The following is a 17769-nucleotide window of genomic DNA, read 5'->3' on the forward strand; positions in this document are numbered from 1 at the left end:
GAGAGGGCGGCAAGTTCATATGACAGGCTTTCTGCCCGTGTTGTAAAGCCCTAACGGCTTTTCTAACTCATCGTTTTAATGAGACTTTTCTGGTGTTATTTGGTAAGCGGCGCTGCGGCGACGCTATCTAATGACGTGTTTTTTATTTTATATAATAGTCGTGCTACCATGTCTACCTCCGCAAATCTGTCTGCTTCTCAAACAAAAGCGTCAAAATCCTCCATCCCGCCATCATCACGCTTTACTTTTTGGCTGGTGTTATGTGCGATCGTATTACTTGCGACCAACATGCGCGCACCTATCGTGGCGCTTGGCTCTATCGCACCTGTGGTGCAAGAGGCGCTCGGTATCTCTGAGACTGAGCTTGGCTGGCTGGGCGCAGTGCCGATGCTGACTTTTGCCTTGGGCGCGCTTATCTCGCCTGCCATCAGTAAGCGCTTTGGGCTTGAGAATACCTTGATTTCGATGATTGCCCTGCTGACAATTGGCATGGTCATCCGCTCGGTGATTCCCACTTGGATTGGCTTTTTGAGCGGGACGGTATTACTAACGCTGGCCATCGGTTTTGCCAACACCTTGGCCGCGCCTGTCATCAAACAGCGCACACCCAATCACATACCGCTGGTAACAGGCTGCTTTAGCTTGACCTTGACCGTCGCCGCAGGCATCGTCGCAGGTGTGGTGCTGCCGTTATCTGAGCAGTTTGGTTGGCAGTGGGCGCTTGGCGGTTGGGCGCTTTTGGGCTTTTTTGCCTTGGTTTTGTGGGTGTTTTTGCGGGTGCGGCTAGGCTCATCGACACGGGTGGTGGCGCCGCTCGCTACCGGCTCATCAGACATTTCGGTATGGCGCTCAGCATTTGCTTGGCAGATTGCGGTGTTTATGGGTCTGCAGTCTTTGTTGTTTTATACCGTTGCCAGTTTTTTACCGTCAATTTGGCTCAGTAAGGGGCTGTCTGCGGTGAGTGCTGGACAAATGGGCTCGGTGTTTCAGTTTATGGCACCGGTGGCGATTTTGAGCCTGACGTGGCTGGTCAATCGCGGTCGACCGATTCAGGCACTGGCCGTCTTTGCCGCCGCCTTAAACGTGTTTGGTGTATTGGGCATCATGTACCTATCGACCGACCTTGCTTGGCTGTGGTCTGGGCTCATGGGCATGGGCTGTTCGGCGATTTTTACCTTAAGTATGATGCTGTTTTCGATGCGCACTTATACCGCCAACCAATCCAGCGAATTGTCTGGTATGGCGCAGGCAGTGGGGTATCTACTGGCGTTTTTTGGTCCGCTTGGTACTGGCTGGATCCATGATGCCACAGGCAGTTGGGACTTGGCGCTGTTTATGCTGCTGATCTTGATGATCATCAACGTCGTGATGGCATGGCTGGTCAGTCGCCCAATCATGGTCGATGGTAAGCACGCTTAACATCAGCTTAACCCTAAATCACGGTAACCTTATCATAATATTGGTCGCGATCTTATTTTGCTACACTGGTTTGATTGATTATAGGACAGACTACGTATTATGAAACCATCTTCTCGTTTGACTTCGCACCTACCGGTGGCGACCTTCTTAGCCATGGTGATGGCCACCACTGGTTGTCAAAAATCGCCTGATAATGCTGATACCACGCCAGCTGACAGCACACAACCAACCCCGCCTATCAGCCAAACTACTCAAATCAGCCAGACTGCCGACACATCATTCCCCTCACGGTTGGATGAGCAGCAAGCAGCGCTGACCATCTTGGCGCTGGGCGACTCCTTGACCGAAGGCTTGGGCGTGTCGCCTGAAGATAACTACCCTGCCCAACTAGAAGCGCAGTTAAAAAAAATGGGCTATTCCAATATCACTGTCGTCAATTCCGGCTTGAGCGGCGAGACCAGCACAGGGCTGGTCAATCGCTTGGATTGGGTGCTACAGACCAAACCTGATATCACCATACTGACTATCGGTGCTAATGATGCCATGCGCGGTATAGAAGTCGCCACTATCGAAAATAACATACGTACCGCCATCAAACGCTTGCAAGCAGGTGGCAGCGAAGTCATTTTGGGCGGCATGCAGATTTATGACAATCTTGGCTCAGACTACGTAGAGTCGTTTGCCGCGATTTATCCGCGCATCGCCGAAGACACGGGGGTTACGCTGATTCCGTTCTTTTTGGACGGGGTGGGCGGTGATGCCGCGCTCAACCAAGCGGATGCCATTCACCCGACTAAAGAGGGCTATCGCATGATCGTTAATGAAAATGTTTTGCCAGTGCTCACGCCCAAGCTAGAAAAAATAGTCGAAAGTGAGCGTAATTAAAGGCGCTTATCTATAGCTGCTTCACTTCGATGCCTTATGGCCTTAAACCAACCAACCGGAACTGCCCATGACCGCCACACTTACCAGTAACGCCATACTCAGTGCCGAGCATTTATATAAAACCGTGCAAGTCGGTGAGCAATCGCTGGCCATCATCAAAGACGTCAGTATCCATGTCGATGCCGGCGAGTTTGTGGTGATTATGGGCAAATCAGGCTCAGGTAAATCCACCTTACTGGGTCTACTGGCCGCGCTTGATTATCCCGATAGTGGCTCGGTTACGCTGGCTGGACAAACGCTAAGCGCTCTTGATGAAGAGGCGCTAGCGGTGATTCGTCAGCGCGAGATGGGCTTTGTCTTTCAGTCGTTTCATCTACTGCCGACCTTGAGCGTGCGCGAAAATATCGCTTTTCCGCTAGATATCGCGCGGCGTCCTGATACTGCGCGGGTCGATGCCTTAATCGAAGCAGTCGGGCTCGGCCATCGATGTGATAGCTTGCCCAGTCAACTATCCGGCGGTGAGCAGCAGCGCACAGCGGTGGCGCGCGCGCTGGTCGCCCAGCCAAAGATTGTCTTTGCCGATGAGCCGACAGGTAACTTGGATGAGCAAAACGCCGAGCAGGTCATGCAGCTATTGCTAGACTTGCGTGCGCAGACAGGCTCGGCGCTGGTCGTCGTGACGCATGATCCAGCACTCGCTGACATGGCCGATCGAGTGATCACCATGCATGACGGTACGATAGATGGGTCAAACGCTGATGAAAAATAAACCAAGCGCTGCTACAACTCAGTCTGCTACAGCCCAGTCTCATGGCCTGATAGGTCTGCTGTTTACTCGCACGTTAGGCGCGCAAGCCCTCACCCGTAGCTGGTGGCGACGCTGGGTGTATCCGGTACTGTTTTTATTGACGCTGACGCTATCACTGGCCACTTATCTGACTCTGGACTCTATCCAGCAGTCCGTCGATCACTACATCACTGACAATCAGCGAGCGTTGGTCGGTGGCGATCTGATACTCAACAGCAAACAAGACTGGCCAAGCGAGGTCATGGCACAAGTCAACACCCTGCCTGCCAGCCAAGTCGTCTGAGCGCAGAGCAGACATTGCTGACGCAGCTCAAAGCCGTCTCTCCCGCTTATCCATTATATGGCGACGTCGAGCTGGCCTCCGGACAGCCGCTGTGGCAACAGCTGACAGCCGATAGCATCATCGTCGCGCCAGAGGTGCTAAATGGTCTTGGCGCTACCGTCGGCGATGTCGTCACCATCGGTGATGGGCGCTTTACCATCCGCGATGTACTGACCAAAGAGCCAGATCGCCCTTTAAGTGCCTTTGGCTTTGGCGGGCGGGTCCTGATGCAGCAACAAGCGCTGGCAGCCACCAACCTATTGGGGCAGCGCAGCCGTGTCAACTACCGTATCGAGATGGCAGGAGATGCCGAGACAATAGCGGCGCAGCATGCAACGCTTGAGCAGCTACTCGTAAGCCACCCTGATATCGAGCTGTCTGACGCTCAGTCAGCGGATACGTCTGTCTCGCGTATCTCTGATAATGTCTTGATGTTTTTAAAGCTATTGGTCATCGCCGTCTTCCTGCTCTCGGCGGTGGCGATGTATGGGGTGATCAGTGCCTTTGTCAGCAAAGAGCAGCCAAACAACGCCATTCGCCTCGCCTTAGGTGAGCCGCTTGCCTCGCTCAAACGCAGCTACTACCAGTTACTACTTACGACCACCGTCATCGCTTGTATCGCAGCGAGTATCCTTGGTGCCGGCTTACTACAGGTCAGTCAGCCCTACCTTGGCGCTATCTTACCTGCCGATGTGGCGCTAGCGATCAACCCCATTAGCGTCCTAAAAACCATCATCATTGCGCTGCTCTTGAGCTTTGTCATCGCCCAGCGCGGTTTACGCCCGCTGAACCATACCAAGCCTGCAACCTTGCTCAATCAAGGCGCAAGTCAGTCCAATCAAAACCTGCCATGGTATCGACGCCTACCTATACTATGGTACGGGCTGATGCTAACAAGTCTGTATGTGTTTTTTGCTTATGAAGTGGGCTCGTGGCTACTGGGCGCGCAGCTGCTGATCGGTCTGATTGGCTTTGTCGCGATATTTTGGCTGCTTGCTCGTGGCTGGCTATGGCTCTTGGCACAACTGGCCTCGCGCCGCCGTATCAGCTGGATGCAGCGTATCGCCATTCATAATTTGGCGCGCAAAGGCAACCAATCGGCGCTGTTTTTTGTCACTTTATCGCTGTCGGTCGCCGTCCTGACGCTTATCACCACGCTTAATCACAGTATCAACGAGCAGTTTATCAACACCTACCCTGCAGACGCGCCCAATATATTTTTGCTCGATGTGCAAAGCGAACAACACGACGCGATTAATAACATCATTGGCGCACCTGTCAGCTACTACCCCGTCATTCGGGCGCGGGTGGTGACAGCAGGCGGTGTGCCTGTACAAGATATCGAGCCTACAGAAGGTTTTGATGATCCGTCGCGAGTGTTTAATTTAAGCTACGCCGACACGGTGATGGATACTGAGTACATTGTTGACTCGCTCACAGACGATGCGCTGTATACGCCTATCGAGGATGCCGATCAGCAAGTCAAACCTTTATCTATCTTGGATACGGCCGCCAGTTTGCTCAATGTCGGCATGGGCGACGAGATTATTTTTAATATCCAAGGGATCAAAATTGTCGGGCAAATTACCAGTATCCGCTCGCGCTTCGAGCGTGGCCCGAGTCCGTATTTTTATTTTTTGTTTGAACCATCGGTGCTGTCCCGCGCGCCGCAAATCCAGTTTGCCACCGCGCATATCCCTGAGGACCGTATCGCCGAGGTACAAGGTCAGCTGGTACGCAAGTTCCCTACTGTCACCACCATTGACGGTACCGCTATCGCTGAGCAAGTCCAAGATTTGGTCGTGCAAATGAGCCGCTTGGTCTATGTCTTCACCCTACTGGCATTGCTAACAGGCATCATGGTATTGATCAGCTCGCTACTGTCTACTTCACAAGATCGCATGCAAGAGAGCGCGTCCTTCCGATTATTAGGAATGCAAAAGTCTGATTTATATAAGCTAAATATCTTGGAGATTGGTGTACTTGGGGTGAGCGCCGCAGTGTTTGCGATGATGATTGCCAGCGCTGGCGCTTGGTTTGCGATTACCCAGTGGTTTGACTTACGCTATAGCGTGCCGTGGACGAACTTAGCTATTGGCGGTGTTTCGTTAGTCGTCTTGCTGTTTGCCATTGCCATCATTTATGTGAGATTGGTGATTGGGCGCGGGATTATGGCTCGGGTTCGGGCGATGATTTAGATGTTCAAAGTTTAACAAAGGTTGATGGCGGGTTAATTGTAGCTAGTCCTGCTATTATCTGTCAGCCTATGCAAGGCGGTTGTTATCGTTTGATCTGTTCCTGTTACCTCGAGACCATCTCAAAACGATACGTCCGCAACTCGCCTAGACCGTCAGGATAACCGCTACTATCAGGGCTAGAGCACGCCTCCAGTTAGCACTGGTTAAATTAGAAAAATATTAAGTTCATATTCTCGCATTCAAGTATTCTTCAAACAACTTATAATGACCTTTCACTTGCCTTTTAACATTCTTAGAGTTATGGACTTCTGAAACCCTGAAGACATAGCTAATATAGTTTCTCTTACCTATATATGTAAATCTAGAATGAAGTGTTCTCTTATAAATTGTAGAACCGTTAAGGTTGTTATCAGCTTTTAGTCTTCTAAAGTGAGCTGACCGCATCCGAATAGCTTTTCTCATTTTACGATTATATTTAGAAAGCCCTGTATCTCTAAGAAATACTTGCTTACCATCATACAATAACCCTAAATATTGAAGTTTATGTGGATTATTGAAGCTAACATTACCAGTGTCAAAGTTTACGACTCCATCTTTAAAAACAATTCTTTGAGTTTTTGTTTTATTAATATGAAGCTTTAGCTTCTCTAACTCTTTGTCTATAAAACGAACGAGTTGAGACTCATACTTATTATTTACAATAAAAATCATATCGTCACTGTATCTAAAGTACGTACCATCAATATTTTTTAAATAGCCATTCATACTTATATCGAATTGCATCATATAGACGTTTGATAAAAGTCCACTTAAAGGAGAGCCTTGAGGTATGCCTTCTAAGCTAGTGTTAGTATTAACAAGACCTTTACCTCTAATCCTATTACGAAAATCATCAGGCTTACAAAGTACTCTATGACGTTTATGCAAGGTTCTTGAATTTAAAGATAATCCTAGCTCTTTATAAAGTAGCTTTTTATCTACATATGCAAACTTAGTAAGAGACTTATAAACTTTATAATGGTCATCTGGTAAACGATGACAGTTTAGAAGTAAACACCAGTTACGTTTTAATATTTCATGATTAAGACTGTCGAAAAATTTTGATACATCATAGCAAAGCACTACGCAATTTCTTCTTTGAGAGATAATAGAGAAAACGTCTCTACTAAAATGAATATTACATTTTGAGACAACCTTATTATTTTGAACTCTTTCTATCTTCCTATAGGCTAAAGCACAATCTTCTAAGCCGTTTTGCGCTAAATAGTCCTCATAAGGTTTTTCTAATAATCTAGCGTAATAGGCATATATGTCGCTATCAAAATGACTGGCATAACTTATAAACCTAACTTTAGACGTAGTAATAGCGTATTTTCTAGCTTTTTTATATGAAATGAATGGATAAAGCGAGTGGGATATAAATCTAGGAGAATTAATAACAGGTTTATAAACTAGTTTAGGGTGTAAGTAATTTTTCTCAATTTTTTTATCGATTAAATTATAGGAGATAAACGGATAAAAAGAGTGTCGAGTGATATTAGAAGGGTGTGTGATATAATCATACAAATAGGCAGGTGAACGCTTTTCATCGAAATGTAAGTAATTGCGTTTTTTTTGCCTGTTCTTAAAAAAAGATTCATCTATTATATTCATTTATTGCCAACTTAAGAGGGTCGGATGACTGTAATCCTTGACTTCTTTCGAAGCACCCCTCAAAAGTCTACGCCTCCTTCTAAAACTACAAAGGCGACCTCCTCGTGGTACAGTCCAACATGTATGAGGAAATGTGATATGCTCAACCTGCTAACCATGATAAATATACTGGTTGTATACTTAACAAATGATTATGGAGCGGCACAAATTAGCATTCTAACGTTAGAATGGTCATTTGGGACGTTTATCCGTAAGTTGATACATGCACCCACCTAAGCTAAACCTAGATGCATATTCATTTTTAAATATTTCTCTATTATTGTCAAGTGTTACGTTATTTATAAGATAGAAATACAGGAATATTAAATATGAGCCTTAGTATACGCCTAGCGCACCATTAATAACCTTAGCGTCGCATAAATAATAACCTCTTTATAGAGTTTGTCTAATTTTGTAGATTGTTAATTTATCGGTGCGCTGGGCGCACCCTACCGCTCAAACTCAAGTTAAAGTTAAAATTTTGATTATCGTGATGAACTTTGCCATAGCAAGGCGGTTTAGCCTCGAAAGTAGCGGATATACTTATGTGACCCAGAAAATCATAGATTTTCTCTTGCGTCGGGACAAAGCAGTGCTTTGTTATTTCCCTCCTCAGGCTTGCGGGGACTTGGCTGAGAGGGTTATCGAGGCAACAGGAACACTATCAGCCTTTAGTCACCGCGCCAGTGGGGCATATAAGATATGAGCGGATGGCGAGATTAGCTCCAAAGCCCCAATCTCTAACACCACAAACCAAAACGCTCGCTATTGATATAGAGAGCGTTTTTTGGTTTATTTGTGGGTTAAATATACGAAAGATAAACGGCGATCAGCGCTTGACACCGCACACATCAAAGCTGGCATTTGCTATACTAGCGCCACACGAACCCGCACACTCACCCAATCAAACAGTCAGATACTGACAAGCGCACGGTAATCCTATGAAATTCTCCAAATTTGGTCAAAAATTTACCCAGCCCACTGGCATCTCGCAATTGATGGATGATCTGGGCGACGCGCTAAAAAGCGATCAGCCGGTCAATATGCTCGGTGGTGGTAATCCAGCGCGTATTGATGCGGTGAATGAGCTGTTTTTGGAGACCTATCAAGCGCTGGGTAACGATGGTAGCTTTCGTGAGGACATTAACAGCACGGCGACGAGTAGTATGGCGAATTACTCCAACCCGCAGGGCGATGCCGCTTTTATTGATGCCTTGGTCGGGTTCTTTAATCGTCATTATGATTGGAATTTGACGGCAGAGAATATCGCACTGACCAATGGCTCGCAAAATGCGTTTTTCTATTTGTTTAACTTGTTTGGCGGTGCCTTCAGTGATGAAAAGAGTAAGTCTGTCGATAAGTCTATTTTATTGCCATTAACGCCTGAATATATCGGCTATAGTGACGTGCATATAGAGGGTCAGCACTTTACCGCTGTGTTGCCGCATATTGAAGAAGTGACGCATGAGGGCGAAGAAGGCTTCTTTAAATATCGCGTGGATTTTGAGGCGTTAGAGAGCTTGCCTGCGCTGACCGAAGGCCGTATTGGCGCGATTTGTTGTTCGCGTCCGACCAATCCAACAGGTAATGTCTTAACCGATGAGGAAATGGCGCATTTGGCGGAGATTGCTAAGCGTTATGATGTGCCGCTGATTATCGATAACGCTTATGGTATGCCCTTCCCTAATATTATTTATTCAGACGTTACCCTTAATTGGGATGACAATACCATTCTGTGTTTTAGCTTGTCAAAAATTGGTTTGCCGGGAGTGCGTACCGGCATTATCGTTGCAGCGCCTGAGGTCATCGCAGCCGTCAGTGCGATGAATGCCGTGGTTAATCTCTCACCGACGCGCTTTGGCGCATCTATTGCCACGCCGCTGGTTGAAAATGACGCTATTAAAGACTTATCTGATAACGATATTAAGCCTTTTTACCAGCAACAAGCCAAGACAGCAGTTACCCTACTTAAAAAGGAATTAGGCGATTATCCGCTAGTAATTCATAAGCCTGAGGGCGCGATATTCTTATGGTTATGGTTTAAAGATTTACCGATTAGTACCTCTGAGCTGTATGAGACTTTGAAAGAAAAAGGGACGCTTATCGTCCCAAGTCAGTATTTCTTCCCTGGTGTCGATGTCAGCGACTATCAACACGCGCATGAGTGTATTCGCATGAGTATCGCAGCGGATGAGGACACGTTGGCCAAAGGCATTGCGGTGATTGGTGAGGTGGTGCGAAAACTGTATGATGAGGCTAAGTAAAACCTTCTCTTTTTGAATGTAAAAAACGGACTATTTATTAGTCCGTTTTTTTTGGATTAAACTCATCAAAACCTGTTAATTAAACGCTTTTAGCAACGCTTTGGCACTTATCTTACCAAAGTCATTGGCCGCTAGTGGCCCATCACCTGAGATCAGCTTTCTATCTTGATGCGTTTGTCCTGAGACCAGTTTATTATCAATAGTAACGCCCAAATCTTCTAACTTTTCACCAAAGTACCATGGCATAGGTCCTGGTAGATAACCGATTTTTGGCATTTGCTTATCCATAACCGTCGGGAACGCTACCATCTTATAGCCTTTAAAAATAAATTCTTTATTAGCGTTATCGTCTTGCTTAGAGCTATCAGGACTTTCTAAATTAGCCGCTAGTAGAGCAGCTGGTCCATGACAAATTGCCAAAGTAAAGAGAGCCTTTTCATGACCCCAGCGTAGCAATGCGCCAAGGTTTTTGTCTTCTGGCAAGCCTAGCATCGCGCCGTGACCACCGGGAATAAAGATCGCTGCATAGTCATTGCTATCAGCCATGTCATTTTTGACAAAATCCGCGATGCTTTTTGGACTCTCAAACTTGGACTCGTACTCACTATAAATTTGTTTAACGTCGTCATCGTCCTCTGGCATCGCCCACTGTTCGACTTTTACAGACTCGCCTGTTGGGGTAAATACATCCACGTCGAAGCCTGCTTTTTTAAAATGTAATAACGGCACCATCATCTCCACCGGATGATTACCGGTATCAAATTTATTGCCGTTTTCCATAGTCATATACTGCTCTTCGGTACAGACCATCATGATTTTCTTATCGCCCGTATAGGGATTATCATAATTAGTATGATCGTAGTTGGTTTTATTCGGCGCAGCTATCTTTAGCGATGATGTTGAGGGAATATAAATGCCTGCTTCAGTTTCTTGTGGCTCTAATCCTAAGGTACTTTTAGCGTTGTCTAAGGTGTCTTTGGCTTTGTCTAATAGGTCTTGGATATTCATAGTGCTTCCTTTTTTATTGCTTATAGTTTTATGACTTGTATTGGCTCATCAAGAAAGATGACACCTATAAAGTAGCAAAATAAGGAGACGTGAAATAGACGAGACTTTTTATGTTTCGTAAGCTTTGTAAAGATAAGGCCGCTTATGAGCCTGCAACTGGCACAATTTTTCTTGCGTGCTGTGCCTGCGCCGCTCAAGGCTAAGAAAAACCACGTGTCTTCTCGCTGTATCGTTTTTATATCGGATTGACTATAGTGACGGGCGACAGCAAAAGCTAGCCGTCCATTTTTTTATGGCGCTTGAGTAAGGCTTTGGTATGGGGGGTGGGCTGAAATATTTTTAGCCATTTATTGGCCGCATACAGCACCAAGGGCAGCAGGCAGGTGTTTATCAGGTCGTGTAGGCTGGCTTTGATATCCAAGACTCCCAGCGCAAATATCCCTTTTGGAATGATGATATGGCGATTATCCAGATATTCCCCGAGTAGCGCCACGCTCATCACCACCAGCAGGGCCATAAAAGCTCTGAGATTTTGGTTTTTGATAAGAGGCCGCAGTATCAGCAGGCACAGCAGATAGACCCCGACACCGACATATATGTGCAGCGCATCTTTGGCTAGGCCTGTGACGTCGATGATATTGATTTTAAAGGCGGTAAAATCCACTGGTGTTTTCCGTATATAACAGCAAGCAATAGCTGCGGCCTATAAGAAGTGAGCAACGCCGTCGACTCGCCTTTCAAGCTGATATCTGTTCAGCGTGACTACTGATGAAAAAGACAGCGTTGTCTGACTATATATCCCACTCAACGAAGTTCTTTAACAGTTGCAAGCCAGCGGTATGGCTTTTTTCGGGGTGAAACTGGGTGGCAAACAAGTTGTCTTGGATCACGCTGGCACAAAACGGCTGGCCATAGTCGCAAACAGCGGCCACTTGTGCGCTATCGGCAGGCGCGCAGTAAAAACTGTGCACAAAATAAAAATACGCATGGTCATCGATACCGCGCCACAATGGATGGTGAAAGTCCATACCGCTAATGGTATTCCAGCCCATGTGCGGCACTTTAATCGTCGCGCCTTGCTCGTCTGTCCACGCCGGATCAAAGGCTTCTACGCTACCGTTTAGGATGCCTAGGCAATTTGTGCCGCCATTCTCGCTTGATTGCTCAAACAGCGCTTGCATACCGACACAAATGGCCATCACGGGTTTGTTAAATATCGCGTCGCGTACGACATCATCGATACCCGCAGCGGCCATACCAGCCATACAATCGCGCATGGCACCGACACCGGGGAAGACGATTTTGTCGGCAGCAGCGACAACTTTTGGGTCATTGGTGATAGAGACGTCTGCCCCTACCGCTGACAATGCTTTGCCAGCTGAGTGCAAATTACCCATGCCGTAATCTAATAAGGCGATTTTGGTCATTGATTGGTTCTCGTTTTTGAATCGTTTTTATTATATTTGATAACAGCGGATGAGGTACAGATAAAATCCTGCTACGAGCAAAAGCGCCAACTGTACAAGCCGTGCAATAAGCGCGGCTGTAACCGTAGCAGCACCGCACCTATCCTTAAAACGCCTCTTTGGTCGACGGTAGCGTATTCAACGCACGCTCATCATATTCACAGGCCATACGCAGGGCGCGAGCAAAGGCTTTAAAGGCCGACTCGATTTGGTGATGGCTGTTTTTGCCTTTAAGATTGTCCAAATGCACGGTCATCCATGAGTGGTTGACAAAGCCGTAAAAGAATTCGCTAAACAGATCGACATCGAACTTGCCGACATGTGAGCGGGTAAATGGAATATCCATATGCAGACCTGGACGCCCTGAGAGATCGACGACCGCGCGAGTCAATGACTCATCAAGCGGCGCATAAAAATGCCCATAACGGCGGATGCCTTTTTTGTCGCCGAGCGCCTTGGCAAATGCCTGCCCAAGGGTGATACCGGTATCCTCGACACTATGGTGATCATCGATATAAGTATCGCCTGTGCATTTTATATCTAAGTCAAATAAACCATGACGCTTGATCTGATCGATCATATGATCCAAAAACGGCACCCCTGTATCGACGACGCCTTGACCGGTGCCATCGAGATTGACCGTACATTTGACTTGGGTCTCAGCGGTATTGCGCTCGACGGTAGCGGTGCGCGCTGGACGGCCATGTAGGTTTGGGGTTTGAGGCAAGGACTGTTCAGGGGTATGGGTGGTCGAATTGGCTGTCATGGCTACTCTCTATCAATAAAAGCGGTCAATAAAATGTGCTCAATAAAATAGGACGATAAATGTCCAATAAACACTCGTACGTTGCGAGCGGTGTCAACAAAGTCTGTCAATGACAAAAGATTAAAAAAGATTAAAAAAGACTAAAATATGGCTGGCGCGCACGGGCTAAATGCAGTCTGTCTGTCAGAGACAATACGCGGCCTACCTGCATCATAGCAAACCCTAATCATGACCGCCACGACCAAGCGCCAAACCACGCACAAAATCTGCGTATTCTGCTAAAATAGTGCATTGAGTTTTATCAATCATCAATGCTGTGACGCTGTGATGCCGCGTGCTATCTTGTTTATACCGACCTGACCTTATCACTGTCTATTTATAACATTCCATTTTTGATAGGAACAACTGCCATGCCTTTAGAAGCCATTGCCATCAACCGATTAGACGCCCCGCTGATCAAAAAACCTGCACGCGACAATGAGCTGGCCGAGCGCTTGGCGGCACTATATGACAGCGATGAAACCCAGCCTAGTGGTGCAGAAGTGCTTCGGCTCGTTGAGCAAGGGTTTAGCCGTGGGCAATATCTATACGTCGGCATGTTTAATGATAAGCCCATCGCTGCAGTGGCTTGCTTCGATGACGGACAAACCAATGCTAAGCGCTTGCAATACTTAACTGTGCATGAGCAAAACAAAGGCCGCGCAATCGATGCTAAGTTCATCAAGCTGGTCTATGATGCCGAGGTCAAAAAAGGCGTGCGAGAGTTCGTCCCTGCCGATGACGCTATTCATCGTATCATGAGCGAGTATGAGCTGTTGCGCGTCAAAGACTAGGGCGTGTCCTCAATTCAATCACTCAAAGTAAGACAAAACCCGATTATTTCGCTTATATTGACGGATATAGAGACTTTTATCACATAAAATGCAAAAACCCCTTGACAGCAGCGGCGATATTTAGTTTAATAGCGCCTCAACGAAGACGGCTCGATAGCTCAGTCGGTAGAGCAACGGATTGAAAATCCGTGTGTCGGCAGTTCGATCCTGCCTCGAGCCACCATTCGTTTACTAGATTCTAAAACCCCAAACATTGAGAAATGTTTGGGGTTTTTTTATGGCTGACTTTTATGGATTAATACTCACTTAACGCTGGTATAGCCTACCGCGCAATAACAGCTCACAGCGTTCGCGCGAATCCAAATCATACACCGTCGCGCGGTAATCAATACCATGACGCCCCTCAAAAAACACCACCCGATTCCCCACCGCCAAAAAACACGACGTGCGCGCATCATAGATAAAACCATCTATCACAAAAGCCAAGTCACGGTCTATCTCACGTACGGTATAGGTCTCACCCTGCGGGATAAAACGCTCAAACCACGCGCCATATGCCGCCGTGGTACTGAGTACACTGATGAGTAGCGCCGCGACACCCAACCTATATTTTGAACATAAAATCGGGGTGATGCCAAATGGTTTTATACGTTTTATTGTCATGGTTTTGACCTACTCAGTAATCATCAAACGCTATCTAATGCAGGCCTTAGCGATAAAGCCAGCAGCGGTGATTCATATAGTAATCGCTCACTGTCACGGTTGTATAACACTTTTGCGCTGTTTTTTAGACAGCTGTGCTCAGTATACTCGATAGTAGCCGTAAACATCATACAAAGGATAAGGGCACACGATGCGAGAGTTTGATTATGACTTAGATTATAAAAACCTAGACCTGCGCGCGCAGCCTGAGCTATACCGAGTCGGGCGCGGCGAGCAAGGAGTGCTGTTGGTCGAGCCTTATAAGTCTGAGATTTTGCCATACTGGCGCTTTGCCACTCCTGAGGTTGCCAAGCAAAGCAGCGAGACGATTTATCAGATGTTTTTGGATTACTTGGCAAAGGATGATTTTGTCGGTGCTGACATGGCGCGCAAGTTTATCCAAATGGGCTACACGCGCGCGCGGCGCTATGCCAATCACAAGGGCGGTAAAAAATACAAAGGGGCGGTACCTGACGATAAAAAAGGCCAAAGCGGCGCGCATGGCCGCGAAGAGTTACCGCGTCAGCAAGAGGACCCTATCAAAGCAGAGTCCGCTCGTATTTTTAAGCAAAAATGGGACGCGTGCCGTAAAAATGACACCTATCTACAAATGAAAAAAGCGCACCGCGAGCGCTATAAAGATGTCAACTAGCGATATTTAAGCCTGCATAAAAGTGGGTGCAAAAGCTTAGCTGTGCTATGGTAGCACAGACGATCAAGATAGCTATCCTTGTATAAAATAGATACAGAGCGCCCCCACTCATTGTACACTGTCGCTTGCCGGCCTTGCCTTATATTGCTTGGTATTGTTAGGGCATCGAAGCTATCTTAAATCCGCTATAGCAACATAAAACCGAGAGGAATAATGGATAAGCAACTGTTGATTTTTGATTTTGATGGTACGCTCATCGATAGCGTACCAGACTTGGCCGATGCCGTAAACGCCATGCTGAGCACACTTGGCAAAGACACCTACCCTATTGATACCATACGTAACTGGGTCGGCAACGGCTCACGCATGCTGGTGGCACGTGCCTTGGTCGGCAAAATAGAGGTGCTAGAAGACGAGCTAAATACAGACACTCTGGATCACGCCGAAGCGGTGTTTTTTGCAGCTTATAAAGATATCAGCGGTAGCAAAACGGTCGCCTATCCAGACGTCGATGAGGGTCTCAAACAACTCAAGGCAGCGGGCTACACACTGGCTTTGGTCACCAACAAACCCATTGGTTTTGTCCCAAAAATCTTACAGTCCTTTGGCTGGCAAGAGCTGTTTAGTGCTGTGCTCGGCGGCGATAGCTTAGCGCAAAAAAAACCAGATGCTGCGCCGCTGCTACATGTCTGCCAAACGCTGGGCGTCACGCCAGCACAAGCCATCATGATAGGCGACTCTAGAAATGATATCTTGGCCGGCCAAAACGCCGGTATGGACACGCTGGGGCTGTCTTATGGCTACAACTATGGACAAGATATTCGCAAGCTAAATCCCACCCATGCGTTTGATGACTTTGCCGCCTTAGTGCAATGGATCCTGCAAAACGATGCATAAGCGATAAAATACAGCCTATAGACCTTTAACTTAGGCGAGCCTGATTTGCTATTATGCTTTGCCCCGATAGCTGAGCGCCTCTGACAAATGAGCGCTGGTGACATCATGACTAGCGGCAAGATCGGCAATGGTACGAGCAACTCGTAAGACTCTATGATAGCCACGCGCCGATAAATTAAGTCGCTGCTGCGCCAACTGCAACAGTTGCTGCTCGCCCTCGCCCAGTGGCACATACTTATCGATCTCGCTTGGGCTCAGTGCATTATTGACCTTGTGTTGCCGCGTTATTTGGCGTTGATGCGCGGCAGCAACACGCCCGCGGACTTGGGCAGAGGTTTCGCCTGTCTGCGCGCTCTGCAAGTCTGTGATGGGTAGTGCAGGTACAGTGATGTGTAAATCAATACGATCAAGTAGCGGCCCTGAGAGTTTGTCTTGATAGCGCTTGATCTGCTCAGGTCGACAGCGGCAGCGTCCCGAGCCATCACCGTCATAGCCACATGGGCAAGGGTTCATCGCCGCTACTAGCTGAAAGCTGGCCGGAAAGGTCATTTGTGAGTTGGCACGGCTGATGGTGATTTGCTTGGCCTCCAACGGCTGACGCAAGACCTCGAGCACAGTACGATCAAACTCTGGTAGCTCATCGAGAAATAAAACCCCCTTATCAGCAAGTGTTATTTCACCAGGTTTCGGACGTGAGCCACCGCCCACCAGCGCCACTGCCGATATGGTGTGATGCACTTGACGAAAGGGCCGTGTACCATAATCATAATCACTGTCTGCCACCGAGTAAGTGCTGGCTACCTCCAGCGCCTCCTCATCACTCAAATCTGGCAAGATGGTCGGCAATCTCGATGCCATCAGCGTCTTGCCAGAGCCAGGCGGCCCTGTAAACAGTAACGAATGACCGCCTGCTGCCGCAATCTCTAATGCCCGTCTGGCATGATGCTGGCCTTTGACATCAGCCAAATCTACCTGATAGCCGACATGCCGCTGCACGGTGCTGGGCGTGACAATGGGTAAACGCTGAGAGGCCGCGTTTGGGTCAGTCAGTGATTGTAAGTGCTCACACACAGCCTGCAAGCTCTCGGCGGCCAATACATCTACACCCTCGACGCGGCTGGCCTCAGCACCATTATCCATGGGCACGATCAACTGCGGCAGTTTTTGCGCGCTTGCTTCTTTCTGAGCTTCTTTCTGATCTTCTTTTTGCGCGCAGCCTTTTGGGTCAGCTGTCGTTGTCATCTGCCCTAACCGCGCCGTTACCCCCTCTGCTTTTATCGCCCGTGCTACTGCCAGACTGCCGCTGACTTGGCGCAGCTCACCATTTAGCGCCAGCTCGCCGATAAACTCAAACGCGGACAAGCCCTCAGGCTCGATCTGACCACTCGCCGCTAAGATACCAATCGCAATCGGCAAATCCAGCCGCGCGCCATCTTTTGGCAGGTCCGCTGGCGCTAAGTTGATGGTCAGACGACGATTGGGAAATTGAAAACCTGAGTTTAAGATGGCGGAGCGTACGCGATCCTTACTCTCACGGACGGCCGCCTCTGGCAAACCCACAATGGTGAGTGCAGGCAAGCCTTGCGATAAATGCACCTCAATGATGACCTTGGGGGCATGCAGCCCGACGACTGAGCGGGTATAGACTTGAGCAAACGACATCAGTACTTCCTAATATAGGGAATCAATCGATAATAAAACATTAATTATCAGTGCGCAAATGTCGTGTCTCACTCGCTTTGTTTTCAATTTTAATATCACTTAATACCGATGCGTTAAATAAGGCAGCACCAGCATCACGCTTCTATATTATTATATGATGAATAGATGCGTCTTAATCTCAACCCTAGTCTTAAA

Annotated in this window: 16 protein-coding genes and 1 tRNA gene; 10 read left to right on the top strand and 7 right to left on the bottom strand. The window is 47.6% G+C overall.

From position 1 onward, the window contains the following. Positions 1-168 precede the first annotated feature (168 nt). The 5 genes from NK638_RS02800 (at position 169) to NK638_RS02820 (ending at position 5632) form a co-directional block, all read left to right on the top strand. Complete coding sequence (locus NK638_RS02800; RefSeq protein WP_342454234.1) at positions 169-1419, top strand: MFS transporter; 1251 nt, start codon at positions 169-171, stop codon at positions 1417-1419. A gap of 96 nt (positions 1420-1515) precedes the next feature. Next, positions 1516-2304, top strand: a complete 789-nt coding sequence (locus NK638_RS02805; RefSeq protein ID WP_446739802.1) for an arylesterase — start codon at positions 1516-1518, stop codon at positions 2302-2304. Between the two features lie 67 nt (positions 2305-2371). Next, positions 2372-3073, top strand: a complete 702-nt coding sequence (locus NK638_RS02810; protein ID WP_274631852.1) for an ABC transporter ATP-binding protein — start codon at positions 2372-2374, stop codon at positions 3071-3073. Next, on the top strand, positions 3063-3395 hold the full coding sequence (locus NK638_RS02815; protein WP_274631853.1) for a hypothetical protein: 333 nt from the start codon (positions 3063-3065) through the stop codon (positions 3393-3395). The genes NK638_RS02810 and NK638_RS02815 overlap by 11 nt, the downstream gene beginning before the upstream one ends. Positions 3396-3409: 14 nt before the next feature. Beyond that, a complete protein-coding gene (locus tag NK638_RS02820) occupies positions 3410-5632 on the top strand; it encodes an ABC transporter permease (protein WP_274631854.1) in 2223 nt (740 codons plus the stop codon). Positions 5633-5857: 225 nt separating this feature from the next. Here the strand turns inward: NK638_RS02820 and drt2 are convergent, their stop codons facing one another. Beyond that, the gene (gene drt2 / locus NK638_RS02825) at positions 5858-7285 is read right to left on the bottom strand and encodes an antiviral reverse transcriptase Drt2 (protein ID WP_274631855.1); all 1428 of its coding nucleotides are present in this window, start codon (positions 7283-7285) and stop codon (positions 5858-5860) included. Between the two features lie 980 nt (positions 7286-8265). On the opposite strand from drt2, the gene NK638_RS02830 reads away from it, so the two are divergent. Next, positions 8266-9588, top strand: coding sequence for a valine--pyruvate transaminase (locus NK638_RS02830; RefSeq protein ID WP_274631856.1), 1323 nt, complete (start codon positions 8266-8268; stop codon positions 9586-9588). A gap of 75 nt (positions 9589-9663) precedes the next feature. On the opposite strand, the gene NK638_RS02835 is transcribed toward NK638_RS02830, so the two are convergent. The 4 genes from NK638_RS02835 to hisB all read right to left on the bottom strand — a co-directional run bounded on the left by NK638_RS02835 (position 9664) and on the right by hisB (position 12828). Beyond that, positions 9664-10596 (bottom strand): DJ-1/PfpI family protein, encoded by a 933-nt coding sequence (locus tag NK638_RS02835; RefSeq protein WP_274631857.1) that lies wholly within the window; start codon positions 10594-10596, stop codon positions 9664-9666. 274 nt (positions 10597-10870) lie between these two features. Further along, complete coding sequence (locus tag NK638_RS02840; protein ID WP_274631858.1) at positions 10871-11260, bottom strand: hypothetical protein; 390 nt, start codon at positions 11258-11260, stop codon at positions 10871-10873. Positions 11261-11387: 127 nt separating this feature from the next. Further along, positions 11388-12023: an imidazole glycerol phosphate synthase subunit HisH gene (gene hisH, locus NK638_RS02845; protein ID WP_274631859.1), complete on the bottom strand. Its 636-nt coding sequence runs from the start codon at positions 12021-12023 to the stop codon at positions 11388-11390. A gap of 145 nt (positions 12024-12168) precedes the next feature. Continuing rightward, positions 12169-12828 carry an imidazoleglycerol-phosphate dehydratase HisB gene (gene hisB, locus NK638_RS02850; RefSeq protein WP_274631860.1) on the bottom strand — a complete coding sequence of 220 codons (660 nt, stop codon included), beginning with the start codon at positions 12826-12828 and terminating at the stop codon, positions 12169-12171. 410 nt (positions 12829-13238) lie between these two features. Between hisB and NK638_RS02855 the strand changes: the two genes are divergently transcribed. Next, a complete protein-coding gene (locus NK638_RS02855) occupies positions 13239-13661 on the top strand; it encodes a hypothetical protein (RefSeq protein WP_274631861.1) in 423 nt (140 codons plus the stop codon). Positions 13662-13808: 147 nt separating this feature from the next. Further along, a tRNA-Phe gene (locus NK638_RS02860) sits at positions 13809-13884 on the top strand. 83 nt (positions 13885-13967) lie between these two features. On the opposite strand, the gene NK638_RS02865 is transcribed toward NK638_RS02860, so the two are convergent. After that, on the bottom strand, positions 13968-14324 hold the full coding sequence (locus NK638_RS02865) for a hypothetical protein (protein WP_274631862.1): 357 nt from the start codon (positions 14322-14324) through the stop codon (positions 13968-13970). 190 nt (positions 14325-14514) lie between these two features. On the opposite strand from NK638_RS02865, the gene NK638_RS02870 reads away from it, so the two are divergent. Both NK638_RS02870 and NK638_RS02875 read left to right on the top strand, forming a co-directional pair. Then, positions 14515-15015, top strand: a complete 501-nt coding sequence (locus NK638_RS02870) for a DUF4385 domain-containing protein (protein WP_274631863.1) — start codon at positions 14515-14517, stop codon at positions 15013-15015. A gap of 213 nt (positions 15016-15228) precedes the next feature. Beyond that, on the top strand, positions 15229-15912 hold the full coding sequence (locus NK638_RS02875; RefSeq protein WP_274631864.1) for a phosphoglycolate phosphatase: 684 nt from the start codon (positions 15229-15231) through the stop codon (positions 15910-15912). A gap of 51 nt (positions 15913-15963) precedes the next feature. Here the strand turns inward: NK638_RS02875 and NK638_RS02880 are convergent, their stop codons facing one another. Next, the gene (locus tag NK638_RS02880) at positions 15964-17574 is read right to left on the bottom strand and encodes a YifB family Mg chelatase-like AAA ATPase (RefSeq protein ID WP_274631865.1); all 1611 of its coding nucleotides are present in this window, start codon (positions 17572-17574) and stop codon (positions 15964-15966) included. Positions 17575-17769: the final 195 nt, after the last annotated feature.

The organism is Psychrobacter sp. A3, assembly GCF_028823565.1.
Classification (GTDB): Bacteria; Pseudomonadota; Gammaproteobacteria; order Pseudomonadales; family Moraxellaceae; genus Psychrobacter; species Psychrobacter celer.